This window comes from Escherichia sp. E14V7, assembly GCF_004212225.1.
Lineage (GTDB): Bacteria > Pseudomonadota > Gammaproteobacteria > Enterobacterales > Enterobacteriaceae > Escherichia.
Genome location: NZ_RHJJ01000006.1, coordinates 122670 through 147404 on the forward strand (window position 1 = coordinate 122670; position 24735 = coordinate 147404).

Genomic DNA, 24735 nt, shown 5'->3' on the forward strand with positions numbered 1-24735 from the left:
AAGTCAGCGGGGCAAAAGCGCCAAAAAACGGCAGATTGCCGAAAAAGGCCGCAATTATACACAAAATCCCTGAGTTTGTCGGGGGTACTGCTGATTTTAGACGACGATCGTTTTCATTTGAAAGAGAAGGCAAAAAGAAAATAATCTTTTTGCCTCAGTTTATTATTTGAGATAAGGTTAACTTTATTCTTGTTCTTTTTTTAATTTAATTGTTTTTTATCTTTCTGACTTTTAAACGTGTCGGAAGAGACTTTGTCATTCTAATAAAAACAACAAATTAAATATAAATTATTTCCCGCAGTAATTATAAAAGCCGAAAACAGAACTAAAAAACGATCTGGCTAAATAAAAGTAATAAAATTTGCTTTAAGGAAGAACTTTCCATGTGCACACAGACAATATATGAGTTAAGTCAGGAGGCGGAACGTCTGTTACTGCTTTCCCGACAACAGTTGCAGTTACTGGAAAAAATGCCTCTCACTGTACCTGGAGAAGTGGCGCCGCCTCTGACTTTACCCTGGAGTCAGCATAATATCGTCGAGCGCCACGCGATGCTGAATAATGAGCTGCGTAAAATTTCCCGTCTGGAAATGGTGCTGGCGATTGTCGGCACAATGAAAGCAGGGAAATCAACCACCATTAATGCCATTGTTGGCACTGAAGTTCTTCCTAATCGCAATCGCCCTATGACTGCGCTGCCAACGCTTATTCGCCATACGCCGGGGCAAAAAGAACCCGTGCTGCATTTTTCACATGTCGCGCCAATTGACCGTTTAATCCAACAATTACAACAGCGCCTGCGTGATTACGATATTAAGCATCTGACCGATCTGCTGGAAATAGATAAAGATATGCGTGCACTTATGCAGCGGATCGAAAATGGCGTCGCTTTCGAAAAATATTACCTGGGCGCCCAGCCTATTTTTCATTGTCTGAAAAGTTTGAATGATTTGGTGCGCATGGCGAAAGCGCTGGACGTTGATTTTCCTTTTTCTGCTTACGCCGCCATTGAACATATTCCGGTGATTGAAGTGGAGTTCGTCCATCTGGCGGGGCTGGAAAGTTATCCGGGGCAGTTAACATTACTGGATACTCCCGGGCCAAACGAAGCCGGGCAACCACATCTGCAAAAAATGCTTAATGAGCAGCTGGCGCGCGCTTCTGCGGTGCTGGCGGTGATGGATTATACGCAACTGAAATCGATCTCCGATGAAGAGGTGCGCGCGGCGGTTATGGCCGTCGGCAAGTCAGTACCGCTGTATGTATTGGTCAATAAATTCGATCAGCAGGATCGTAACAGCGACGATGCCGAACAGGTGCGGGCGCTGATTTCCGGGACGTTGATGAAAGGCTGTGTTACGCCAGGGCAGATATTTCCGGTATCGTCGATGTGGGGCTATCTGGCGAATCGGGCGCGCCATGAGTTAGCCAGCAGCGGCAGGTTGCCCGATCCTCAACAGCAACGCTGGGTGGAGGATTTTGCTCATGCGGCGCTCGGCAGGCGCTGGTGTAACGCGGATCTGGAGGATATCGACCATATTCGCCATGCAGTTGAGCAATTGTGGGAAGACTCGTTATTTGAACAGCCGGTGCAGGCGTTGCTTCATGCCGCGTATGCCAACGCGTCGTTGTACGCTCTGCGTTCTGCCTCGCATAAATTGTTGAATTACGCCCAGCAGGCGCGGGAGTACCTTGATTTTCGCGCCCACGGCCTGACTGTCGCCTGCGAGCTATTGCGGCAAAATATCCACCAACTCGAAGAAAATTTGCAGCTATTGCAACTCAATCAGACGCAGGTGAGCGGTGAGATTCAACATGAAATAGAGCTGGCCCTGACATCAGCCAACGACTTTTTACGTCAGCAGCAAGAGCAGGTGAATGCCCAGTTAGCCGTGCTGTTTCAACATGATTCGTGGCCATTAAGCGAGATTCGTACTCGCTGCGAGACACTGTTACAGACGGCACAGACCCAAATCAGCCGGGATTTCACGCTGCGTTTTGCTGAACTCGAATCCACCCTTTGCCGGGTACTAACCGATGTTATTCGTCCCATTGAACAACGGGTTAAAGTGGCATTGAGTGAGTCTGGGTTTCGCCCTGGATTTGAGTTTCCTGTTTTTCGCAGCGTGGTTCCCCACTTCAATACTCGTCAGCTATTCAGCGATGCAATGTCACTCCAGGAAATACCGGATGAGCAGGTCACCCGTTTAGGTGTTGTACGTGAGACTTTCTCGCGCTGGTTGAATCAACCAGACTGGGGACGGAGTAGTGAGAAATCCCCGACGAAGACCGTTGATTGCAGTGTGCTACAACGTACGTTAACCGAAGAAATTGACCTCTATTGCCAACAAATGGCTAAAGTTTTAGCGGTTCAGGTCGATGATTCTGTCACGGCAGGAATGAGCACATTTTTCGCTGATTTCGCTGTATGTTTGACGGAATTACACACGCGTTTACGCGAAAGTCTGGCTTTGCGACAGCAAAATGAATCCGTGGTGAAAATTATGCAGCAGCAATTGCAGCAGACTGCAACAACACACGGCTGGATTTATACGGACTCTCAGTTGTTACGCGATGATATTCAAACTCTTTTCACGGCAGAACAGGATTGACAAAGACATTACTGGACGGCCCCGGTCGCGTGCTGGAGTCGGTTCATCCCCGCTTTTTAGTGGATCTGGCGCTGGGCGATGATACCCGCCATCCGCAAGCCCATCAGCAGCAGTTTCGTGAACGACTGATGCAGGAGATCCTTGCTCGCACACAGCTTCAGACGTGGGCGAATGCCGGAATGTTAAATGCGCCGCTTAGTCTACGCCTGGCATTGGTGGAAAAACTGGCGGCAATGCTTGACCCCGGTCATCTGGCGTTGACACAGATCGCACAATATCTGGCGTTACTGCAAAAAAGGGATCTCCGCCCACAATCCGCTTTCCCGGAACTCCAGCAGCAAATTACCGCTTTATATGAGTGGTTTTCCGCTCGTTGTCACTGGAAGGAAAAAGCCTTAACGCAACGAGGGTTGCTGGTGCAGGCGGGCGAACAGAGCGAGCAAATTTTTACTCGCTGGCATGCCGGTGCGTATGACAGTTGGTCGCTGCCTGGACGTTGTTTCATCGTTCTGGAAGAACTGCGTTGGGGGGCGTTTGGCGATGCCTGCCGTCTGGGAAGTCCGCAAGCGGCAGCGTTGTTGCTTGGTGATTTGCGCGTAAAAGCGACGCAATATCTGGCTGAAAGTATCAACGCAGCACCGACTACTCGTCATTATTACCACCAGTGGTTCACATCATCGACAGCTCTAAGCGGTGGGGAACATGCTGACTTTTTAGGTTGGTTGGGTAAGTGGTCCGATGCAGATAAACAGCCCGTTTGCTGGTCGGTGACCCAACGTTGGCAAACTGTCGCGGTAGGGATGCCACGGCTCTGTTCAGCACAACGTCTGGTGGAGGCCATGGTCGAGGAAATCTTCTCTGTAAATCACGTGTAAATAATCAGTTACGTTGGTGAGTGTTTAACGAAATTCATATGTGAAGTTGATCACAAATTTAAACGCTGGTAGGGTAAAAAGGTCATTAACTGCCCAATTCAGGCGTCAACTGGTTTGGTTGTACAATTCTTAATCGGAACGTGTAAGTAAACCCGCTACGCTTGTTACAGAGATTGCACCCTGCAATTCCCGCTTCCCTTTTGCGGGCGCCACGTTATTTGCCTGACGTGTGCGGAAATGGGCTTACTCTGCGAGGAAAGCTATGCTGAAAAGGAAAAAAGTAAAACCGATTACCCTTCGTGACGTCACTATTATTGATGACGGTAAACTGCGCAAAGCCATAACCGCAGCATCGCTGGGTAATGCAATGGAATGGTTCGATTTTGGTGTTTATGGTTTTGTTGCCTACGCGTTAGGTAAGGTCTTTTTCCCGGGGGCTGACCCCAGCGTGCAGATGGTTGCTGCACTTGCCACCTTCTCCGTTCCCTTTCTGATTCGACCGCTTGGCGGGCTCTTCTTCGGTATGTTGGGCGATAAATATGGTCGCCAGAAGATCCTTGCGATCACCATTGTGATTATGTCGATCAGTACGTTCTGTATTGGCTTAATACCGTCCTATGCCTCTATTGGTATTTGGGCACCGATTCTGTTGTTGATCTGTAAGATGGCGCAAGGATTCTCGGTGGGGGGCGAATATACCGGGGCGTCGATATTTGTTGCGGAATACTCCCCTGACCGTAAACGCGGCTTTATGGGCAGTTGGCTGGATTTCGGCTCTATTGCCGGGTTTGTGCTGGGTGCGGGCGTGGTGGTGTTAATTTCGACCATCGTCGGTGAAGAAAACTTCCTCGACTGGGGCTGGCGTATTCCGTTCTTTATCGCTCTGCCTTTAGGGATTATCGGGCTTTACTTGCGCCATGCGCTGGAAGAGACGCCTGCTTTCCAGCAACACGTTGAGAAACTGGAGCAGGGCGACCGGGAAGGTCTGCAGGATGGTCCGAAAGTCTCGTTTAAAGAGATTGCCACCAAACACTGGCGCAGTTTGTTGACGTGTATTGGCCTGGTGATTGCCACCAACGTCACTTACTACATGCTGCTGACCTATATGCCGAGTTATTTGTCGCATAACCTGCACTACTCCGAAGACCACGGAGTGCTGATTATTATCGCCATTATGATTGGTATGCTGTTTGTGCAACCGGTGATGGGGCTGCTTAGTGACCGTTTTGGCCGTCGTCCGTTTGTGATCCTCGGTAGTGTTGCGTTGTTTGCGCTGGCGATCCCGGCGTTCATCCTGATTAACAGTAATATCATCGGCCTGATTTTCGCCGGGTTGTTGATGCTGGCAGTGATCCTTAACTGCTTTACGGGTGTTATGGCCTCAACGTTGCCAGCGATGTTCCCGACGCATATCCGTTACAGTGCGCTGGCGGCGGCATTTAATATTTCGGTGCTGATTGCCGGTCTGACGCCAACGCTGGCGGCCTGGCTGGTCGAAAGCTCGCAGGATCTGATGATGCCCGCCTATTATCTGATGGTCGTGGCGGTGGTTGGTTTAATCACCGGCGTAACCATGAAAGAGACGGCGAATCAGCCATTGAAAGGTGCGACGCCAGCAGCGTCAGATTTACAGGAAGCGAAGGAAATTCTTGTCGAGCATTACGATAATATTGAGCAAAAAATCGAGGATATTGACCACGAGATTGCTGATTTGCAGGCGAAACGTTCTCGCCTGGTGCAGCAACATCCGCGTATTGATGAGTAATCTGAAATGGATGGCCTGATGCGACGCTGTCTTATCAGGCCTACAACCGAACTCTTAAGGTTCACTTAATCTCTGGCGCGCATACTCTCCTCCAGGTTAACGGAGGAGAGTGCAATGAAAAACCGTATTTATGAACGTTTAACTACCGTGTTCAGCGTGCTGGTAGTCAGCAGCTTTCTCTATATCTGGTTTGCCACGTACTGATCTTTCTTCAGCCGTACCCAGGCACGTGTGCCGGAGGTTTCTTCCCGGTTTTGCAGGAAAAACTGCCCGTGATGTAACTGCGTGATGCGGCTGACAATACTTAATCCCAGACCAATTCCGCCATAACGGCTGTCCATTCGTACAAACGCTTTGCTTAACTCCCCGCATTTACTCTCATCAATACCCGGCCCTTCATCTTCAACCGCCATTACCGCACCGCCATCTTCTTGCAGCTTAATCATAATGTTGCTGCCTTGTGGGCTGTAACGATGGGCGTTTTCTACCAGGTTTCGCAATAACATCCGCAGCAGGGTTGCATCACCCTGAACGGTGATGTCGGCGGCGCTTTCTGGCAACAGCAAGGTTTGCTGGCGCTGGTCGAGCATGGTGCTTAACTCGTCATACGAGGGCAGAATCACATCTTCCAGCAGTTTTACATGCTGATAATTACCGGATGAAAATGACTGACCCGCACGCGCCAGTTGTAACAACTGGGAGACGCTCTCCATCATCTGATCAAGCCGCGCCACTAACGGCGCTACATCAATGTGATGCGTTTTCGCCAGCAGTTCCAGATGCAAACGCACCCCCGCCAGTGGCGTTCGCAGTTCGTGCGCGACGTCAGCGGTAAACAACCTTTCGTTATCCAGCGTGCTGGTCAGGCGAGATACCAGATCGTTCAACGCCGAAACCACCGATTCGATTTCGAGGGTGGCACTGTGAATGGCAATGGGCGTTAAGTTGTCGGCGGTACGCGCTTCCAGCTCTTTTTGCAACTCCGCCAGCGGACGGGTGATGCGCCGTACCGCCTGATAGCAGATGAATAGCGTCAGGCTGACCATAAACACGCCGGGGACAATCAGGCTGGCAACCGCTTCGCGGATCTCACGCATGATGTGGCGGTCGTTGTTGCGATTGTCGCGTAACGCCTGCTCAAATAGCTGAATCTGCTCGGTACTTTCATGCCATAGCCAGAAGACGCTGATCAGCTCAAACACCAGCAAAATGGCCCCGATGGTCAATATTAGCCGCTGGCGTAGCGATATTGGACGACGCAGAAAACGCATCAGATTCAATTAGTTCTCCTCATTTACGACCAGCATATAGCCAAAACCGCGTACGGTACGGATGCGCGACTTACCCACTTTATCGCGCAGGTTGTGGATATGCACTTCCAGGGTGTTAGTCGAGGGTTCGTTGTCCCAGTTATAGATGTCGTTGTAGAGAATTTCCCGATGCACGGGGCTGCCGGCCTTGAGCATCAACCGTGACAGCAGAGCATATTCTTTCGGCGTCAGAATCAGTTCTTCACCGCCCATCCATACCTGACGGCGACCCATATTCAGCGTCAGGTTGCCAACAATCAACTCGCTTTCGCCCTGATTATTATGGCGTCGCAGCAGGGCGCGAATGCGGGCGTGTAACTCTTCCAGCGCAAAAGGCTTCACCAGATAGTCGTCAGCCCCGACATCCAGCCCGGCGATTTTGTCGGTCAGAGTGTCGCGGGCGGTGAGGATCAGCACCGGCAGGGTGTATTTTTTCTGCCGGATGCGGGCGAGAAAATGCAGCCCGTCTTCGTCAGGTAAACCTAAATCCAGCACCACCAGACTGTAATGACCAGCTTCCAGGCTTTGTTCCGCCATCCGTGCGGTTGTGACGCCATCACAGGCGTAGCCTTCCGTTTGCGCCGCCAGAATCAATCCCTGCAATAACAGTGTATCGTCTTCAACAATTAGAATTTTCATTCAGTCGTTCTCCTGCAAGTTTGCAGAATATCATCCGCAGCCTGGTAATACTTCGTCTCAACACCGGTTAATCCCAACAGCGTTGAGAATAAATTGTCTTGTGAATAGTGCTGCGTTTGCGCCTGTTTTTGCAGGCAGTTCTGGTCAACCTGATACCGCTTTTGATAATCCTCCGACAGCCACAGCAGCATTGGCACCTGTTTTTGGCTATCCGGGGCGATGGCATAAGGCAGGCCGTGCAGATAGATGCCATTTTCACCTAACGATTCACCGTGATCAGAAAGATAAACCAGGCTGGTGGTAAATTTATCCTGATGTTCTTTCAGCAGATTAATCGCTTTATCAACAATATAGTCGACGTAGACCAGCGTGTTGTCGTAAGTGTTTACCAGTTGTTCTTTCGAGCAGGTTTGGATCTCGTTGGTGTCGCAAGTGGGGGTAAATTTCCTGAACTGCGGCGGATAGCGGTTGTAATAGGTCGGGCCGTGGCTGCCGATGGTGTGTAAGACAATCACGCCATCACCTTGCAGATTATTGATGTACTCTTCCAGCCCGTGGAACAGCACCTCGTCATAGCATTCGCCGTTGATGCACTGACCAGGCAAGTTCAGCGCAGTGACGTTCTGGTGAGGCACGCGGTCGCAGACGCCTTTACAGCCGCCATCGTTATCATTCCACAGTACATTAATGCCCGCCCGTTGGATGATATCCAGAACACCTTCCTGATGCTGCGCCAGTTCTTCCTTGTAATGCTCACGCGGCATATCCGAGAACATGCATGGCACTGAAACTGCCGTTGCCGTGCCGCAAGACGCGGTATTGGGGAAATAGACCACGTTATCTTTCGCCAGCCGTGGGTTAGTTTCACGCGGGTAACCGTTGAGCGAGAAGTTCTCCGCCCGCGAAGTTTCGCCGACGATCAAAATGGTCAGATTTTTACGTTTTTCATTTTGCATTGACGGGGCGCGGTGAGCATCCTCACCAATGCGCACCAGCGGCAGATTTGCCAGTCGCTGGTGGGAATACCATGACCAGCTGGCGACAATGCTGTTAGACGGGCTTAAGGATTTCACCAGCTGTTTGTTGTTGCGAAACAGCGAGGCGTAGTCTTTATAAAACAGCGCGGCGACCAGCAGAATCAGCAGCACAGAAATCAGGATATTAGCCCCACGGAAAAGAACGCTGCGCAGGCGCGAGTTGGCGGGTTTAATTTTAATCCAGCAGGCTATCAGCGCCGCAAGTACGCCGCTTAACCCCAGCGTTAATAACATTTGTGGTGTCATCAGCGCATAACTTTCTGCCGGAGTGGTATCAATAATATTGGCAATCATCGAGCGGTCGATGACGATGCCATAGGTCATGATGAAATATTGCGCCGACGCGCCGACCAGAATAAACAGGCACGCCAGCGGGCGATTAAGCCATAAGAAAGAGCCTAGCGTCAGAACAATATTCATCACACTAAACGCGACGACTGGCATTGATAAGAAAACCAGTACGTTATGCAGCGAATCCAGCGGTAACGCCTGCAATACTTGTTTAAAAAAGGCAATATTCAGGCAGATAGAGATATAAAAAGCAGCCAGCAATAGCCAGGCGAGTAAATTCAAAGAGGGTCTTTTTAGAAGGCGCTTCAACATCACGGTGTTTCCATCGAACAAAGTGCGCATATGTTCGCAAAGCAAAGTTAAGCCAACCTTAAGTTCTTAAGGTTGGCTTATGCGTTTGCTGGATTAAGGGGGGACTTAATCTTTACTGATCGGTGCATCTAAAGGATAGGGGTTTTTATGCATCCGGTTGTAGTTCAGCGCATACATGGCTGTGATTACCATCAGAGTGACGAATGACCACATGACCTCTTGTGCGCCAGAACCGACCACCGCCCAGATACAGTAAAGGAAGGCGATAGTCGTGATGGTCAGGTACGCCGGGCGCGCTTTGCCAAAGTGACCGTGACCTAAAAGCAGTAAAGCGGCACAGGTGTAAAGATAAGGCACGAGGGTAAAGATTACCGATACGGAAGACACCAGACCAAACTCTTTGGTGGCGTTTGGCGAGATGCTACTGAACTGGAAGATAGTCATCAGAATACCAACGATAATCAACCCGGCAACCGGGGTACCCGCTTTGTTAACGCGGGCAAAAATGGGGGGGAACAGGCCGTCATCGGCAGCCGCTTTCGCCGTTTGCCCGGCCAGTAGTGTCCAGCCGCCCAGCGAGCCTAAGCAACCTGCCGCTGCGCAGAAGGAGACAATGGCCCCAGCGGTATCACCCAGCGCCATCCGCGCTGCATCGCCAAAAGGTGAGGCGGAAACGCGCAGCGCGGCATTAGGGATCATCCCCATAATTGCCGTGGTCGAGAGTACATAGCAGACGGCGGCAATCAATACCCCACCTATGGTGGCGATAGGCACGTTGCGTTTCGGGTTTTTCACTACGCCCGCCGCAACGGAAGCACTTTCTACCCCGATAAACGACCACAACGTGACGTTTAAGGTACTTTGAATCGCACCGAAAGTACCCTGACCACTCACGTTCCAGGCTGCCATATACGTTTCACTGTGGAACCAGAACCAGCCGAATACTGCAATTCCGACAATGGGGATCAGCGCCAGCACAGTGGCGACAGCCTGCACGCGGGTGATCATTTTTGGACCGACGATATTAAGCAGAACGAAGATCCACAGCACCACCACGCAGGTGATGGTTAATACCAACGGATCTTTGAGGATAGGGAAGAAGTAGCTTAAATACCCCACGCCAATGACCACCATAGCAATATTGCCGATCCAGCAGGCCAGCCAGTAGAGAACGTTTGTTTGATACCCGAGGAAAGGGCCAAAGCAGCGGCGCGCGTAGGCATATGAACCGCCAGGGCTGGGATCAAGGAAAGACATTTTGGCGTAGACCATCGACAAAGCCAGCGCACCGATAATCGTCACCAACCAACCATATATGGCTATCCCGCCTGTCGAGGCCAGGTTTGCAGGTAACAGAAAAACCCCTGACCCCATAATATTCCCCGACACCATCAGGGTGACGGGGATTAAGCCCACTTTGTGAGCGTCAGCATCCGAAGACATAATTAAACTCCTGCGAAGGCGAGCTTCGTGACAATAAATTACGTCATATCATACGCCTACACTCGCGCGTTGAATTATCCTCAACCGGGTTATCGCTGATGCTGTTATTAATATAGCTCTTCGTTCAGGTTATAAATCAGGCGACAGAATGTTCTCTGTGCTGACTAACATAATGGAGAGGCGTCATACCATAGAAGTCTTTAAATACAGATATAAAATAGGAAGTGCTGTTGTAGCCGCAGGATTGTGATACCTGTGAGATATTTTTGCCGTCCATCATTAATTCATTTACGGCATAACGCATACGGCAGGTGGTGATTATTTGGCTATAACTGGTGTTTTCACTTTTCAGTTTTTTCTTTAACAGGCTGGGGCTTAGACATAAACAGCTGGCTACCATACTAAGATTCCAGTCTTTATGAATATCGCTTTCAATTATTTGATAAACGCTATCACTTACACAATTACGTAACATATACATCATAAGAGAAAGGAATTTTTTACTGTCGAGAAAGCGTGATAGCACAGTGAATAATAATGCACGAGTGCGTTCTTTTTCTGACTCTGTTTCAGCGGGCATCATGCTATGTTGAGCAGCGACGCGAAAGAGGTCCAGTGTCAGGCATGGTAAGGCCAGGACTGGGGTGGCGCTTCGTTGCCAGACGGGTATTTTTGAGAGATCTTTATTCAGAAAACGGAGGTAATCTTTGATGATGTTATGACTAATATGCGCAACCAAAGTGTTATTAAGTGAGGAGACATCAATAATATTATTTTCACAACTTAATAACGCCATGTGGTTAGCCTTCAGGCTTATAGGTTCTTTCCCATTCACCCTTAACCAGACATCTTTTTCAGTCAATAAAACAATACAAGGTTGGTCGCTGCAAATCCTCATACATGTACTCCTGAATGCAAATAAAAGACCCGTTTTCGCCAGGAAGAGCGATACGGGGAAATGGTTATATAATTGTATGACGAATCAAAACATGCATAAAAATAACGTGTTTTACTAATATTACAAATTTTTATAGTAATTTCTCATGTACAAAAAATTTTACATGCTGAAAAAGTGTAAATAACAGGCAAAAAAAAGCGCGGGGTGGGACCGCGCAAAAAGTATGGCATTTTTGTTTGCAGCAATTTTTATGAAAACGTTGCCATACTCAAAAGGCCTCAGGCCAGGCGGCGTAATGTTATTAAAACAATTACGCCTTCAGCGGAATAGTGGTTACGCTTTCACACACATCACATGGTAAATACCGTCAATAATTTCGGTACCTTCAGTTTCGTGTTCGAAACCAGGGAAATGATGATCCCAGGATTGTAGTGAGCGTAAATAGCTTACCTGCGGACTGTTTTTATCGCCGAAGTTTTCGCCAGAGAGCAGCATTGGGATTCCTGGCGGATACGGGATGACAGAGTTCGCCGCAATACGTCCCGGCAGGTTTTCAATGGATACCAGTTCGACGTTGTTATCGACAATCGCGTTGTAGGCTTCACGCGGGGTGATTTCAGCCACCGGCAGGCCAGAATAGGCTTCGTTCAACCGTGCGCCTGGGTTGTTTTCTTTCAGCCAGGCAAACATTTTGTCACCCAGATCGTGAATACCCATATTCGCGTAAGTGTCAGGATATTGTTCAGCAAGTTCCGGCATCACCTGCGCCAGCGGAGTATTAGCGTCGTAATGGCGTTTGAAAGAGCAAAGTGTGTTAACCAGAGTTCCCCATTTCCCACGGGTTACGCCCATAGAGAACAGGAACATAATCTGGAAGTCAGTGGTGCGGGTTGGCACAATGCCGTGACGACCAAGCCAGGCGGTGACCAGCGCCGCCGGAACACCGGTTTCTTCCAGTTCACCGTCTTCTCCCATCCCCGGTGCGAGGATGCTGACTTTAATCGGGTCGAGCATGCTCCAGTTGTCCGGAATATCTTTGAAGCCGTGCCAGCTTTCGCCTGGATGCATTACCCAGCAGTCCTGAACGGTGGTCAGCAGTTTGCTCGGCGCGTCGGCAAAGTCATAGGTTTTGCCAGTTTCCGGGTCGGTAACCACTTCTTTATTCCACGGTTTGAAGAACCAGCTACCGTCAGCGGTGAACTCTTTATACAGCCGCGCCATCGCCTGACGGAAATCAACCGCTTCGTCGATCACTTCCTGCGTCAGAGACTGGCCGCTGTTGCCGTCCATCATCGATACTGCCACATCGTTTGATGCACAAATGGCATACAACGGGGAAGTGGTGGCATGCATCATGTATGCCTGATTAAAGCGGGAGAAGTTAATCGCTCCACGACCTTCACGCACATGAATGTAAGACGCCTGCGACAGCGCATTCAGCAGTTTGTGAGTGGAGTGGGTAGCAAAAACGGTTGGGCCGTTATGATCGCCAGGTTCACCGCGCATGGCATAGTGATCGGCATAGATCGGATTAAAGCGCGCATAGCCGTACCAGGCTTCGTCGAAGTGCAGACGATCGGAGGTTTTTTCCAGCAGATCCTGTGCTTCTTTGGCGTTGTAGCATACGCCGTCGTAGGTGCAGTTGGTGACCACGCAGTAAGAGGGTTTTTGCCCAACTTTATCTTTGGTCAGCGGGCTTTCGCTGATTTTCTTCTGTAAAGTTTCAGGCTGCATTTCCTGCGGGTAGATTGGCCCGATAATGCCGTAGCGGTTGCGGCTTGGCACCATGTAGACCGGTTTCGCGCCAGTCAGCATTAAGCCTTGTTCGATGGATTTGTGGCAGTTACGGTCAACGACCACCACATCGTTATCGGTCATGCAAGCCTGCATGATGGTGCGGTTAGAGCCGGAAGTCCCGACGACGACCGACCAGGAGCGATCGGCGCCAAATACGCGCGCGGCATATTTTTCACTTTCGCCAAATGCGCCAGTATGGTCAAGTAAAGAACCGAGGGAAGTTCTTTCGATGCCCATGTCGGTACGGAACAGATTTTCACCATAATAGTCATGGTAGAAACGCCCGGCTGGCGTTTTGGTGAAGCCAACGCCGCCCTGGTGGCCCGGTGCAGCCCAGGAATACTCGTGGATGTCGCTATATTTCATCAGCGCGCTGAACAGTGGCGGCAACAGTTGCTGGCGGTAGCGGGTCATCGCGGCAACGGCGCGTCCGGCGATAAAGTCGGCGGTATCTTCCAGAATCCAGGCGAATTCATCGACAAGCTCCAGCAGGTCGCGATCCATTGCGGCGAGGGCTTTTTCCCGATCGCCCAACAGGAAGACCGGCACATTTTGCTGGCGTTCGTGAAGCTTACCGATCAATTCTCTGACGTTTTGATGTTCGTCCGGATGTTTCATTTGATAGCTGAACATCAGACAATCAATGGCCTCATTTGAAGAGAGAATGGCAAAGCCGTCATCAAATGAGGTTGATTTAATGACAGTGACATTTTGCTGGCTTAAGGCATTCGCCAGACGCTCAACGGCGTTACCGACCCAGGTGTCCTGATGGAGAAACTCGCTTTCAACAATTAATACTTTCATCATTGCTTACCCGGTTATGAAGGAATCTTCGTTGCGGGCAAGTATCTTCTGGGTATTTCAGGCTGTAAAGCGAGTAAAAAACAGTCGCTTTTGTTTTTTTTATTTTTATAAACAAACAATTACATTGATTTCTAAAGTTGTTTTCACTGCTTATTATCGACAGCTAAACTATTTTTTTGGCTGATACTGATATCATCTTTATCCGGGAAGTGTCTGGCGGTGTTGTTGGCTAAGTTTGCGGTATTTTTGCGGCGACATGCCGACATATTTGCCGAACGTACTGTAAAAGCGACTGCTCGAACGAAAGCCTGCTGTCAGGGCAATATCGAGAATACTTTTATCGGTATCGCTCAGTAACGCGCGAACGTGGTTGATGCGCATCGCCGTAATGTACTGTTTCATCGTCAATTGCATGACCCGCTGGAAGATCCCCATCGCATAGTTGGCGTTAAGTTTGACGTGCTCGGCCACGTCGTTGATGGTTAGCGCTTGATCATAGTTTTCTGCAATAAAGCCCAACATCTGGCTGACATAAAACTGTGCATGACGCGAGACGCTGTTTTTGTGCGTACGCGAGGTTTTATTGACCAGAATCGGCTCCCAGCCAGAGAGACTAAATCGCTTGAGCATCAGGCCAATTTCATCAATAGCAAGTTGGCGAATTTGCTCGTTTGGGCTGTTGAGTTCCTGCTGCCAGCGACGCACTTCAAACGGACTAAGCTGCTGTGTCGCCAGTGATTTGATTACCATACCGTGAGTGACGTGGTTTATAAGGTCTTTATCCAGCGGCCAGGAGAGAAACAGATGCATCGGCAGATTAAAAATCGCCATGCTCTGACAGGTTCCGGTATCTGTTAGTTGGTGCGGTGTACAGGCCCAGAACAGTGTGATATGCCCCTGGTTGATCTTCACTTTTTCATTGTTGATCAGGTATTCCACATCGCCATCGAAAGGCACATTCACTTCGACCTGACCATGCCAGTGGCTGGTGGGCATGATATGCGGTGCGCGAAACTCAATCTCCATTCGCTGATATTCTGAGTACAGTGATAGCGGGCTGCGGGTCTGCTTTTCATCGCTGCTACACATAAAGTTATCAGTATTCATGGATGGCTCTCTTTCCTGGATTATCAGAATTATGACATGAGTGGGTGAGGATGACTGCGAATGGGAGCACGGTTTTCACCCTCTACCCAGAGGGACGCGGGAACAGTCCTGGGATAAGGAGGCCGAAATCTCTGCTTTTCAGTTAATTTATTCCCATAAACTCAGATTTACTGATGCTTCACTCAGGATCTGAGTTTATGGGAATGCTCGACGGGGAAGCCGGAAGTTTTCTGTGGTATCGCCTGCCATGATGAAGACATTCAAGCAAGTCTGGAGATCTGAATGATGTCTGCACCCAAAATTACATTTATCGGCGCTGGTTCGACAGTTTTCGTTAAAAATATTCTTGGTGATGTGTTTCACCGTGAGGCGCTGAAAACGGCGCATATCGCTCTGATGGACATTGATCCCACACGGCTGGAAGAGTCGCACATTGTGGTGCGCAAGCTGATGGATTCAGCAGGGGCCAGCGGCAAAATCACCTGCCACAGCGAACAGAAAGAAGCCTTACAGGGCGCCGATTTTGTGGTGGTGGCGTTTCAGATTGGCGGTTATGAACCCTGCACGGTGACTGATTTTGAGGTCTGTAAGCGCCACGGTCTGGAACAAACCATTGCCGATACGCTGGGGCCGGGCGGCATTATGCGTGCGCTACGTACCATTCCGCACTTGTGGCAGATTTGCGAGGACATGACGGAAGTTTGCCCCGATGCCACCATGCTCAATTACGTTAACCCGATGGCGATGAATACCTGGGCGATGTATGCCCGCTATCCGCATATCAAACAGGTGGGGCTGTGCCACTCGGTGCAGGGAACGGCGGAAGAGTTGGCCCGCGACCTGAATATCGATCCGTCCACGCTGCGTTATCGTTGCGCTGGTATCAACCATATGGCGTTCTACCTGGAGCTGGAGCGCAAAACCGCAGACGGCAGTTACGTGAATCTCTACCCGGAACTGCTGGCAGCGTATGACGCAGGGCAGGCACCGAAACCGAATATTCATGGTAATACTCGCTGCCAGAATATTGTGCGCTATGAAATGTTCAAAAAGCTGGGCTACTTCGTCACGGAGTCGTCAGAACATTTTGCCGAATATACGCCGTGGTTTATTAAGCCAGGTCGTGAGGATTTGATTGAGCGTTATAAAGTGCCGCTGGATGAGTACCCGAAACGCTGTGTTGAACAGTTGGCGAACTGGCATAAAGAGCTGGAGGAGTATAAGAACGCCTCCCGGATTGATATTAAACCGTCGCGGGAATATGCCAGCACGATTATGAACGCTATCTGGACCGGTGAGCCGAGTGTGATTTACGGCAACGTCCGTAACGATGGTTTGATTGATAACCTGCCGCAAGGATGCTGTGTGGAAGTGGCCTGTCTGGTTGACGCCAATGGTATTCAGCCAACCAAAGTTGGTGCACTGCCTTCGCATCTGGCTGCCCTGATGCAAACCAACATCAACGTACAAACGCTGCTGACCGAAGCAATTCTCACCGAAAATCGTGACCGTGTTTACCACGCCGCAATGATGGACCCGCACACCGCCGCCGTGCTGGGCATTGACGAAATTTATGCCCTGGTTGACGACCTGATTACCGCTCACGGCGACTGGCTACCTGGCTGGTTGCACCGCTAAGGTGTAATCGCTTCCGGCGCTCTGGTGATTAAGCCATAGCGCCGTAACTGGCGGCAGTGAAGACGAGCGAGCAATATCACTGTCGTTAATGCGCCAAGCAACGCACAGAACATATCGGATTGCGTGTCCCACTGGTCGCCCTGCGTACCGAGAAAATCATCCGCTCCCTGGCCCATCGCCAGCGCCGCCCACCACTCGATCAACTCATACATGGCGCTTATCGCCAGCGCTACGCAGCAGACCTGGAACGCTACCATTTTACGTCCGCGCACGTACATCCCGCGCACGAGAATTTCTCGTGCCACCAGTGCAGGCACCAGCCCCTGGAAAAAATGCCCCAGCTTGTCATACGGATTACGGCTCAACCCTAACCATTCCTGTACCTCAAAACCGATGGGGACTTTCGCATAGGTGTACTGCCCGCCGACCATCAGGATGATGGCGTGAAAGAAGATGAGCGTATAGAGCAGCGGCGTTAACGGGTAACGTCTGGCGGTGGCAAGCAGTAGCGGCACGACGATAATCACCGGTGTCACTTCCATCAACCAGGTGAGTTTGTCATGGGCCGAAATGCCGGTATAAATCAGGATTAACGTGAGCGCCAGCGCGCCGGTGTTAAGAATTAACGGCTTGAGTGTGCGGATCATGATGAGTTCGCAAGTCAGGGAAAATACTGACTATTCACCAGCAAGCGTGAAATTACAATCGCAAAAGAGGTGGCCCAGGGGGATCACCTGGCAGCATGCTGCCAGGCGCTGGGCCGAAGAGGTTACTTAGTGCAGTTCGCGCACTGTTTGTTGACGATCTGCTGGAAGAAGTCGTTGCCTTTGTCATCGACCAGGATAAACGCCGGGAAATCTTCTACTTCGATTTTCCAGATAGCTTCCATACCCAGCTCCGGATAAGCGACACATTCCAGATGCTTGATGCTCTGCTGCGCCAGTACCGCCGCCGGACCACCGATGCTACCGAGGTAGAAGCCGCCGTGTTTATGACACGCGTCGGTAACCTGCTGACTGCGGTTACCTTTCGCCAGCATGATCATGCTGCCGCCGTGGGATTGCAGCAGATCCACGTAGGAGTCCATACGACCTGCGGTGGTTGGGCCAAGTGAACCTGATGGATAACCGGCAGGGGTTTTCGCCGGACCCGCGTAGTAGATCGGGTGATCTTTGATGTACTGCGGCAGTTCTTTACCGGCGTCAATCAGCTCTTTCAGCTTGGCGTGCGCAATATCTCGACCCACGATAATGGTGCCGCTGAGCGACAAACGAGTGGAAACCGGATATTGCGAAAGCTGGGCGAGGATCTCTTTCATCGGGCGGTTGAGGTCAACTTTCACCGCTTCGCCTTCACCCGCCTGGCGCAGTTCTTCCGGAATGTACTGGCCGGGGTTGTGTTCCAGTTTTTCGATCCAGATACCTTCGCGGTTAATTTTCGCTTTGATGTTACGGTCAGCGGAACAGGAAACGCCCATACCGACCGGGCAGGAAGCGCCGTGACGCGGCAGGCGGATTACGCGGATATCGTGAGCAAAATATTTACCGCCAAATTGCGCGCCGAGGCCGAGTTTCTGGGCTTCTTCCAGCAGTTCCTGTTCCAGCTGGACATCGCGGAACGCCTGACCGTGTTCGTTCCCTTCGGTCGGCAGTTCATCGTAATAGTGAGCGCTTGCTAACTTGACGGTTTTCAGGTTGGTTTCCGCAGAAGTGCCGCCAATCACAAACGCGATATGGTACGGCGGGCAGGCAGCGGTACCGAGGGTGCGCATTTTCTCGACGAGGAAGTTTTTCAGTTTACCCGGAGTCAGCAGGGCTTTAGTTTCCTGATAGAGATACGTTTTGTTGGCAGAACCGCCGCCTTTGGCGACGCAGAGGAATTTATATTCATCGCCATCTACCGCGTACAGGTCGATTTGCGCAGGCAGGTTAGTGCCAGTGTTGACCTCTTTGTACATGTCCAGCGGCGCGTTCTGTGAATAGCGCAGGTTATCTTCGATATAGGTGTTATAGACGCCTTTCGACAGCGCTTCTTCATCACCACCGCCGGTCCATACGCGCTGACCTTTTTTACCAACAATGATCGCGGTGCCGGTATCCTGGCAGGTCGGTAGCACGCCTTTAGCAGCGATTTCGGAGTTTCTCAAGAATTGCAGCGCCACGTATTTATCGTTCTCGCTGGCTTCTGGGTCGTGAAGAATAGAAGCAACCTGTTTCTGGTGTGCCGGGCGGAGCATGAAAGAGGCGTCGTGGAAGGCTTGCTGCGCCAGCAGGGTCAGGGCTTCTGGTTCCACTTTCAGGATGGTTTCGCCATTGAATTCGGCAACGCTAACGTAATCGGAAGTGAGCAGATAGTATTCGGTATTGTCTTTCCCCATCGGGAAAGGCGCCTGGTAGATAAATGGTTTGTTTGACATAGCTTCCAGCCTGTAACTCTGTATTTGTTATACGAAAATGGCGTGCCGCACAGCGACGGGCGGCACGCAAAGTGCATTTATAAGAACCCGTACATCGCGGCGAAGATCCAGCCAAAGACGCAAGATACGCTCACGCCAATCAACCCTGGCAGAATAAAGCTGTGGTTGATGACGAAGCGACCGATGTGGGTGGTGCCGGAACGGTCAAACTGAATCGCTGCCAGATCGCTTGGATAGGTCGGCAGGATGTAATAACCGTAGCAAGCCGGTGCTGAAGCCACGATGTAAGCCGGGTCAACGCCAATCGCCAGTGCGACAGGAACAATCGCCGCCAGCGCCGCGGCCTGGGAGTTTACAAACTTGGAAACCAGCAGCAGAACAATGGCATAGGCCCACGGATACTCTTTCACCATTTCGCCCAGTACGCCCTGAATTTCAGACATATGCGCACCGAACATGGTTTCTGCCATCCATGCGATACCGTACACCGCCACGATGGCGATCATACCGGAACGAAAGACTTCGTTTTTTGAGATAGACGCGGGATTGGTTTTGGTCAGGATAATAATCAGCGCCCCGGTCAGCAGCATAAACATCTGAATAACCAGCACCATCGACAGCGGTTTGCCGCCGAAGGACGGACGCAGGTCCGAATCAGCACCGAGAAGTGCGACCACGGCAATTGCCCCGAGGAAGATCCACATTGCCAGCCAGTTGCTTTTCGGCAGCTTTTTATCCAGCAGCGTCGCGGTGTCACCGTAAACGTACTCACGGTTTTCCGGTACGGAGATGAATTTCTGGAACTCTTCGTCTTTATCCAGATCTTTACCGCGGAACCAACTGAAAATACCAATCGCCAGGATACCGAGTAACGTCGATGGAATGGTGATTGCCAGCAGGTCGAGGAACTCAAGGTGACGACCATCAAAGGTAACGTTACCCAGCATTGCGACCAGTGATACTACCGCAACCGACACCGGACTGGCGATAATCCCCATCTGTGCACCGATAGAACTTGCCGCCATCGGACGTTCCGGACGGATATTGTTCTTAATTGCCACGTCGTAGATGATTGGCAGGATGGTGTAAACCACGTGACCTGTACCGCAAAGAATGGTCAGCGTACAGGTAACAAACGGCGCGACAATGGAGACATATTTCGGATTGCGGCGCAGCAGTTTCTCGGCAATTTGCAGCATGACGTCAAGGCCGCCCGAGGCTTGCAACGTGGCCGATGCCGCCACCACCGCGATGATAACCAGCATAACATCAACCGGTGGTTTACCTGGCTGAAGATGGAAGACGAATACCAGAATGACGAGGCCGATACCGCCTAATAAACCTAGCGCGATACCGCCCTTTCTGGCGCCATAGAACAGACATATCAATATTATGATAAGTTGGATAGTAAATAACATTTGTGAACCCTCGCGATAATCCCATTTAAATTTCTACTGAATAGAACGCAGTCTCGTTCTGTTTGTATGAACTTTTTTCAGAGCCTGACTAATATCCTTTTGGTCGTTACTGGCCTGAGTAATTACTTCACAGTGAATATTGGCTGATTCAGGCAGCAATAAATTAATACACTGTGATAAGCGACTTTTTCAGAGAAAAATACTCTCTGGCGATGGGGTTATAGTTTGTGCTGCGCAGATGTTAATAGTTTGTTTTCTACTATCTTATTGATATTTATTGGTATATTTTTTGTTCTAATGACGGTTATAGATTATTCTGATCTACCCATTTATGGGTAAAAATACACATAATGCGGGTGACATAATAGTTAATTAACTTTTGTTAGCGTTTTGAAATTAAAAACACTATTTATCCTAAAGAATATTAAATCGATGAAATGAGAAGGGGATAATTATATTTGATCTGGCACAAGTTTTACTGATGGACGATGTAACTTGTGCCAGTGCTCTTTTGCATTACTGCAATAATTGTTACTTGCGGATAACCAATGGTGCGTTATTGGCAATATTGTTTCAGTAATGAGTAATGTTCCGCTTGAATACGGTAACGGTAAACCGGACGACCCGTGACGCCATAATGGATGCTGGTAAATAAGATGTGGCAGTTGACCAGCCAGATCAGGTACTTGCGGCAGGAAACGCGCGAGATGTTCACCTCGTTGGCCAACTCGTCGGTTGAAAACTCATAGTCCTGATGCGCGTCAATCCACTGGCACAGCGTGCGTAACGTCTGCGGCGTTAAGCCTTTTGGCAAGCGACGAGGATCCTGCTCGTTGGCGCTGCTGCCGTGGATTAGCTGATCCAGCTCGGCCTGGTCATAATACTGATGTTTTTCCAGCGCCATTTTCTTTTGTCGCCAGCCGGTGAGTGCCTCTTCAAAGCGTGATGCCTGGAAGGGTTTTATCAGGTAATCAACAACGCCGTAATGCAGCGAATCTTTAATCGTCGCGGCATCGGCGGCGGAAGAGATGACTATCACATCGCTTTTGCAGCGAGCGTTATGCAGTACCGGAAGTAAATCGAGCCCGTTCTCCTTCTGCATATAGATATCGAGCAATATCAGGTCAATAGACGTGTCGCTGTTGAAAATTATCTCTTTGGCTTTTTCCAGTGTCGAGGCCGTTCCGCAGCATTGAAAGCCCGGGATCTGCGCCACGTATCGGCGATTCAGCTCCGCCACCATTGCGTCGTCATCGATAATTAATACATTGATCATTTGCTCGACTTCTCCCCGTCCCAGGGTATCTGGACAAAAAATTGTGTGAAAATCCCGGGTTCCGATTCTACGGCGATACTGCCGTCGAGATTTTCTACCTGTTGTTTGACAAGAGCTAAACCGACGCCTCGTTCGCTTCCTTTTGTCGAGACGCCTTTGTCAAAAATGTGATCGATTTTGTCGGGTGCGATCCCCGGTCCATCATCGTTAACTTCACAGTGCAGCCAGCCGTGACGGTAGTGCAATGTTACGCTGATTTCGCCTCCAGCTTCCGGCCCTAATGCCTCCAGCGCGTTTTCTATCAGATTTCCCAACGTGGTAATCAGCGTCGCGACCTGGTCTTCACTGCCGCTGTCGGGCAACTGGCTTTCGCTGTTTAAAATCAGCGTATGGCCTAAATCGGTCGCGCGGTTAATCTTGCTGATTAAAAAACCAGCGATAACCGGCGATTTGATCTTGCCCAACAGAGAGCCAATCTCTTCCTGATAGTTATTGGCTGTTTTGAGAATGTAATCTTCCAACTGCTTATAACTCTTCAGATGCAATAATCCGAGAATCACGTGCAATTTATTCATAAATTCGTGGGATCGTTCACGAAGTGCGTCAGCATAGTTGACCAGACCATCCAGTCGCTGCATCAGTTTACGTACTTCAGTTTTATCCCTGAAGGTTGAAATGGCACCGATGATAACGCCATTACTGCGCACCGGAACGGTGTTGATCAGTAATAGCCGATCTTTGACGGTAATCTCTTCGTCGCGGCGCGGCGTACCGTCGCGTAACACTTCCGAGACATCTACTACCTGTGACCACGAGTGGCTTAGCGTCGACAGTTTCTCATCGTCCTGCGACTTACGGTAATTCAGCAATTCTTGTGCGGCATCGTTGATCAGCGTGACTTCGCCGCGATCGTCCACGGCAACGACGCCTTCTTTGATAGACTGCAACATGGCCTGGCGTTGCTCAAACAGCGTGGATATTTCGTAGGGTTCCAGGCCGAAAAGGATTTTTTTCAGCACCTTAACCAGAATACAGGTGCCGATGAGGCCGACCAGCATGCCAAATAACACCGACCAGATAATGCTCCAGCGACTGTCATTGATCTGTTGGGTCACGCGGCTTAACTCAAGGCCGATCGCCACCACGCCAATCTGTTTATTATTCTCATCATAGATGGGGGTAAATACGCGTAAAGCCTGCGCCAGAAAACCGCGATTGATAGCGACATTTTCTTCGCCATTCAGCGCTTTAAGGATGTCATCACCTTTAAATGGCTGACCAATACGTTGGGCTTCAGGATGCGAGTAGCGAAGACTTTGCATATCGGTAACGACAATAAACAGCAGATCGTTACGTTTGCGCACGGCTTCCGCGATGGCCTGGATCCCGCTCTCCTGCGGTTTTTTCTGCAAGCCCTGACGGATTTCCGGCGAATCGGCAAGGGTACGCGCTACCGCCAGCGCCTTGTTGGCCAGTCCGTCACGCGTCATATTACTGATTTGCGAGAAGTAAATCAGATGCACCACCAACAGCACCGAGAACAGCACCGCGCTGACCATTAAGATCACTGTGGTACTCAATTTCATCGGACGTTTGCGTAACTTGCGGTAGGGCAATGGATGTCTCATCAGCTTCCTTGTGTGACAAATTTCTTAAGCATTATCTCTGATGAGGCAGGTAATTCAAAGGGAGTAAGAATAATTGGCTATATAGGGGGAGAGACTCTGGAAACTGAAACTGCCGGTGCTGTATGAAGATTCCGGGCTATGCTTATTGCGAAAACCATACTGATGAGAGAGGGAAGGTCATGGATCAGGATCTACTGGACGGTGGTTATCGCTGCTATACCGGCGAAAAGATCGATGTCTGGTTCAACACTGCAATATGTCAGCATTCTGGCAATTGCGTACGTGGCAACGGCAAGTTATTTAATCTCAAACGTAAGCCGTGGATCATGCCGGATGAAGTGGACGTCGCCACTGTAGTGAAAGTGATTGATACGTGCCCGAGCGGCGCGCTGAAATACCGTCATAAATAAGCGAGGGGAAAATGGAAATACGTGAAGGCCACAATAAATTTTACATCAATGACGAGCAGGGTAAGCAAATCGCTGAAATTGTCTTTGTGCCGACTGGAGAGAATTTAGCGATTATCGAACATACCGATGTTGATGAAAGCCTGAAAGGGCAAGGGATTGGTAAACAGTTGGTTGCGAAAGTCGTGGAAAAAATGCGCCGGGAAAAACGAAAAATTATCCCACTGTGCCCATTTGCGAAACACGAATTTGATAAAATGCGTGAGTATGATGATATTCGCAGTTGATGAGTAACGATATTTTTCATGCTCTGCGTAATGCGATGCAGGGGAGTATCTGAAGGGTCGGGGGATGCACAAAGAATGGTCAGAGAGAGCTTTTTCTTGTCCCAAGTCATCCCCTTTAGTGAGCAAAAAAAAAAGAATATCTCCTATATGAGAATCATCAATCGGGGTTAATAAACTTTGCATCCCCAGGGCATTTAATATTGATAGGAGTCTTATTATGGAAGGTAAAAAAAAGTTCAATACTTATGTCGTTTCTTTTGATTATCCATCATCTTATTCCTCAGTTTTCTTAAGGTTAAGATCATTGATGCATGATATGAACTTCTCCTCTATAGTGGCTGATGAATATGGAATACCACGACAATTGAATGAGAATTCTTTCGCAATAACGACATCATTAGCCGCAAGTGAAATTGAAGATTTAATCAGGATCAAATGCTTAGACTTGCCAGATATTGATTTTGACCTCAACATTATGATAGTTGATGACTATTTCCGTCAGTTTTACAAGTAGCCAGGAAGGATAAGAAGAACATAAAAAATGACACTATTCTCTAAAATATTAATTTTTTATGTGATTGGTGTGAACATATCCTTTGTCATTATCTGGTTTATCTCACATGAGAAAACACATATTCGTTTACTTAGTGCATTCCTGGTAGGAATAACCTGGCCAATGAGTCTGCCTGTGGCATTACTTTTTTCTCTCTTTTAGGAGCTGTGGTTGAGTGGATCCGCTGGTTATCTTGAAACGAAGCGTCTCTCCTCAAAAATT

At 49.7% G+C, this 24735-nt stretch carries 21 protein-coding genes; 9 read left to right on the forward strand and 12 right to left on the reverse strand.

The annotated features are described in order from the left end of the window. The first annotated feature begins 383 nt into the window (after positions 1–383). The 4 genes from crfC (at position 384) to pmrR (ending at position 5456) form a co-directional block, all read left to right on the forward strand. On the forward strand, positions 384–2612 hold the full coding sequence (gene crfC, locus D9741_RS07540) for a clamp-binding protein CrfC (protein WP_130216785.1): 2229 nt from the start codon (positions 384–386) through the stop codon (positions 2610–2612). Continuing rightward, positions 2609–3487, forward strand: a complete 879-nt coding sequence (locus tag D9741_RS07545; RefSeq protein WP_130216783.1) for a diguanylate cyclase regulator RdcB family protein — start codon at positions 2609–2611, stop codon at positions 3485–3487. Before crfC ends, D9741_RS07545 begins: the two co-directional genes overlap by 4 nt. A gap of 262 nt (positions 3488–3749) precedes the next feature. Continuing rightward, positions 3750–5252, forward strand: a complete 1503-nt coding sequence (gene proP, locus D9741_RS07550; protein ID WP_130216781.1) for a glycine betaine/L-proline transporter ProP — start codon at positions 3750–3752, stop codon at positions 5250–5252. A gap of 114 nt (positions 5253–5366) precedes the next feature. Continuing rightward, entirely contained in the window at positions 5367–5456 is a 90-nt protein-coding gene (pmrR, locus tag D9741_RS07555) for an LpxT activity modulator PmrR (protein ID WP_074399408.1), read from the forward strand. Here pmrR and pmrB read toward each other — a convergent pair. The 7 genes from pmrB to melR all read right to left on the reverse strand — a co-directional run bounded on the left by pmrB (position 5432) and on the right by melR (position 14890). Beyond that, positions 5432–6532, reverse strand: coding sequence for a two-component system sensor histidine kinase PmrB (gene pmrB / locus D9741_RS07560; RefSeq protein WP_165383162.1), 1101 nt, complete (start codon positions 6530–6532; stop codon positions 5432–5434). The two genes, pmrR and pmrB, sit on opposite strands and share 25 nt — an antisense overlap. Beyond that, complete coding sequence (basR, locus tag D9741_RS07565) at positions 6533–7201, reverse strand: two-component system response regulator BasR (protein WP_064525700.1); 669 nt, start codon at positions 7199–7201, stop codon at positions 6533–6535. Beyond that, positions 7198–8841 (reverse strand): phosphoethanolamine transferase EptA, encoded by a 1644-nt coding sequence (eptA, locus tag D9741_RS07570; protein ID WP_130216779.1) that lies wholly within the window; start codon positions 8839–8841, stop codon positions 7198–7200. Before eptA ends, basR begins: the two co-directional genes overlap by 4 nt. Before the next feature lie 105 nt (positions 8842–8946). Further along, complete coding sequence (gene adiC / locus D9741_RS07575) at positions 8947–10284, reverse strand: arginine/agmatine antiporter (protein WP_130216777.1); 1338 nt, start codon at positions 10282–10284, stop codon at positions 8947–8949. Positions 10285–10420: 136 nt separating this feature from the next. Next, the gene (gene adiY, locus D9741_RS07580; protein WP_130205913.1) at positions 10421–11182 is read right to left on the reverse strand and encodes a DNA-binding transcriptional activator AdiY; all 762 of its coding nucleotides are present in this window, start codon (positions 11180–11182) and stop codon (positions 10421–10423) included. A gap of 333 nt (positions 11183–11515) precedes the next feature. After that, the gene (gene adiA / locus D9741_RS07585; protein WP_130216793.1) at positions 11516–13783 is read right to left on the reverse strand and encodes an arginine decarboxylase; all 2268 of its coding nucleotides are present in this window, start codon (positions 13781–13783) and stop codon (positions 11516–11518) included. Positions 13784–13981: 198 nt separating this feature from the next. Next, on the reverse strand, positions 13982–14890 hold the full coding sequence (gene melR / locus D9741_RS07590; RefSeq protein ID WP_130216775.1) for a transcriptional regulator MelR: 909 nt from the start codon (positions 14888–14890) through the stop codon (positions 13982–13984). Positions 14891–15172: 282 nt separating this feature from the next. Between melR and melA the strand changes: the two genes are divergently transcribed. Further along, a complete protein-coding gene (gene melA, locus D9741_RS07595) occupies positions 15173–16528 on the forward strand; it encodes an alpha-galactosidase (RefSeq protein WP_130216773.1) in 1356 nt (451 codons plus the stop codon). Here melA and D9741_RS07600 read toward each other — a convergent pair. From D9741_RS07600 to D9741_RS07620, 5 genes are all read right to left on the reverse strand, one after another. After that, on the reverse strand, positions 16525–17175 hold the full coding sequence (locus D9741_RS07600) for a DUF2238 domain-containing protein (protein ID WP_130216771.1): 651 nt from the start codon (positions 17173–17175) through the stop codon (positions 16525–16527). The genes melA and D9741_RS07600 overlap by 4 nt on opposite strands. 122 nt (positions 17176–17297) lie before the next feature. After that, positions 17298–18944, reverse strand: a complete 1647-nt coding sequence (gene fumB, locus D9741_RS07605) for a class I fumarate hydratase (protein ID WP_130216769.1) — start codon at positions 18942–18944, stop codon at positions 17298–17300. Positions 18945–19021: 77 nt separating this feature from the next. Then, positions 19022–20362 carry an anaerobic C4-dicarboxylate transporter DcuB gene (dcuB, locus tag D9741_RS07610; protein WP_000899528.1) on the reverse strand — a complete coding sequence of 447 codons (1341 nt, stop codon included), beginning with the start codon at positions 20360–20362 and terminating at the stop codon, positions 19022–19024. 556 nt (positions 20363–20918) lie between these two features. Beyond that, entirely contained in the window at positions 20919–21638 is a 720-nt protein-coding gene (dcuR, locus tag D9741_RS07615) for a two-component system response regulator DcuR (protein ID WP_130205923.1), read from the reverse strand. Continuing rightward, on the reverse strand, positions 21635–23266 hold the full coding sequence (locus tag D9741_RS07620) for a sensor histidine kinase (protein WP_130216767.1): 1632 nt from the start codon (positions 23264–23266) through the stop codon (positions 21635–21637). The genes dcuR and D9741_RS07620 overlap by 4 nt, the downstream gene beginning before the upstream one ends. Positions 23267–23445: 179 nt before the next feature. On the opposite strand from D9741_RS07620, the gene yjdI reads away from it, so the two are divergent. The 4 genes from yjdI (at position 23446) to ghoT (ending at position 24675) form a co-directional block, all read left to right on the forward strand. Next, positions 23446–23676 carry a 4Fe-4S mono-cluster protein YjdI gene (gene yjdI / locus D9741_RS07625; protein WP_130216765.1) on the forward strand — a complete coding sequence of 77 codons (231 nt, stop codon included), beginning with the start codon at positions 23446–23448 and terminating at the stop codon, positions 23674–23676. Between the two features lie 11 nt (positions 23677–23687). After that, positions 23688–23960 carry a GNAT family N-acetyltransferase gene (locus D9741_RS07630; protein ID WP_096840330.1) on the forward strand — a complete coding sequence of 91 codons (273 nt, stop codon included), beginning with the start codon at positions 23688–23690 and terminating at the stop codon, positions 23958–23960. A 217-nt stretch (positions 23961–24177) separates the two neighbouring features. Next, on the forward strand, positions 24178–24474 hold the full coding sequence (gene ghoS, locus D9741_RS07635; RefSeq protein ID WP_130205929.1) for a type V toxin-antitoxin system endoribonuclease antitoxin GhoS: 297 nt from the start codon (positions 24178–24180) through the stop codon (positions 24472–24474). A 27-nt stretch (positions 24475–24501) separates the two neighbouring features. Then, complete coding sequence (ghoT, locus tag D9741_RS07640; RefSeq protein ID WP_064525730.1) at positions 24502–24675, forward strand: type V toxin-antitoxin system toxin GhoT; 174 nt, start codon at positions 24502–24504, stop codon at positions 24673–24675. Positions 24676–24735 lie beyond the last annotated feature (60 nt).

Bases quoted from the DNA above. Each gene is read 5' to 3' on its own strand.
- crfC (WP_130216785.1), top strand. From the start codon at position 384: ATGTGCACACAGACAATATATGAGTTAAGTCAGGAGGCGGAACGTCTG.
- proP (WP_130216781.1), top strand. From the start codon at position 3,750: ATGCTGAAAAGGAAAAAAGTAAAACCGATTACCCTTCGTGACGTCACT.
- pmrR (WP_074399408.1), top strand. From the start codon at position 5,367: ATGAAAAACCGTATTTATGAACGTTTAACTACCGTGTTCAGCGTGCTG.
- basR (WP_064525700.1), bottom strand. From the start codon at position 7,201: ATGAAAATTCTAATTGTTGAAGACGATACACTGTTATTGCAGGGATTG.
- eptA (WP_130216779.1), bottom strand. From the start codon at position 8,841: ATGTTGAAGCGCCTTCTAAAAAGACCCTCTTTGAATTTACTCGCCTGG.
- adiC (WP_130216777.1), bottom strand. From the start codon at position 10,284: ATGTCTTCGGATGCTGACGCTCACAAAGTGGGCTTAATCCCCGTCACC.
- adiY (WP_130205913.1), bottom strand. From the start codon at position 11,182: ATGAGGATTTGCAGCGACCAACCTTGTATTGTTTTATTGACTGAAAAA.
- adiA (WP_130216793.1), bottom strand. From the start codon at position 13,783: ATGAAAGTATTAATTGTTGAAAGCGAGTTTCTCCATCAGGACACCTGG.
- melR (WP_130216775.1), bottom strand. From the start codon at position 14,890: ATGAATACTGATAACTTTATGTGTAGCAGCGATGAAAAGCAGACCCGC.
- melA (WP_130216773.1), top strand. From the start codon at position 15,173: ATGATGTCTGCACCCAAAATTACATTTATCGGCGCTGGTTCGACAGTT.
- D9741_RS07600 (WP_130216771.1), bottom strand. From the start codon at position 17,175: ATGATCCGCACACTCAAGCCGTTAATTCTTAACACCGGCGCGCTGGCG.
- fumB (WP_130216769.1), bottom strand. From the start codon at position 18,944: ATGTCAAACAAACCATTTATCTACCAGGCGCCTTTCCCGATGGGGAAA.
- dcuB (WP_000899528.1), bottom strand. From the start codon at position 20,362: ATGTTATTTACTATCCAACTTATCATAATATTGATATGTCTGTTCTAT.
- dcuR (WP_130205923.1), bottom strand. From the start codon at position 21,638: ATGATCAATGTATTAATTATCGATGACGACGCAATGGTGGCGGAGCTG.
- D9741_RS07620 (WP_130216767.1), bottom strand. From the start codon at position 23,266: ATGAGACATCCATTGCCCTACCGCAAGTTACGCAAACGTCCGATGAAA.
- yjdI (WP_130216765.1), top strand. From the start codon at position 23,446: ATGGATCAGGATCTACTGGACGGTGGTTATCGCTGCTATACCGGCGAA.
- D9741_RS07630 (WP_096840330.1), top strand. From the start codon at position 23,688: ATGGAAATACGTGAAGGCCACAATAAATTTTACATCAATGACGAGCAG.
- ghoS (WP_130205929.1), top strand. From the start codon at position 24,178: ATGGAAGGTAAAAAAAAGTTCAATACTTATGTCGTTTCTTTTGATTAT.
- ghoT (WP_064525730.1), top strand. From the start codon at position 24,502: ATGACACTATTCTCTAAAATATTAATTTTTTATGTGATTGGTGTGAAC.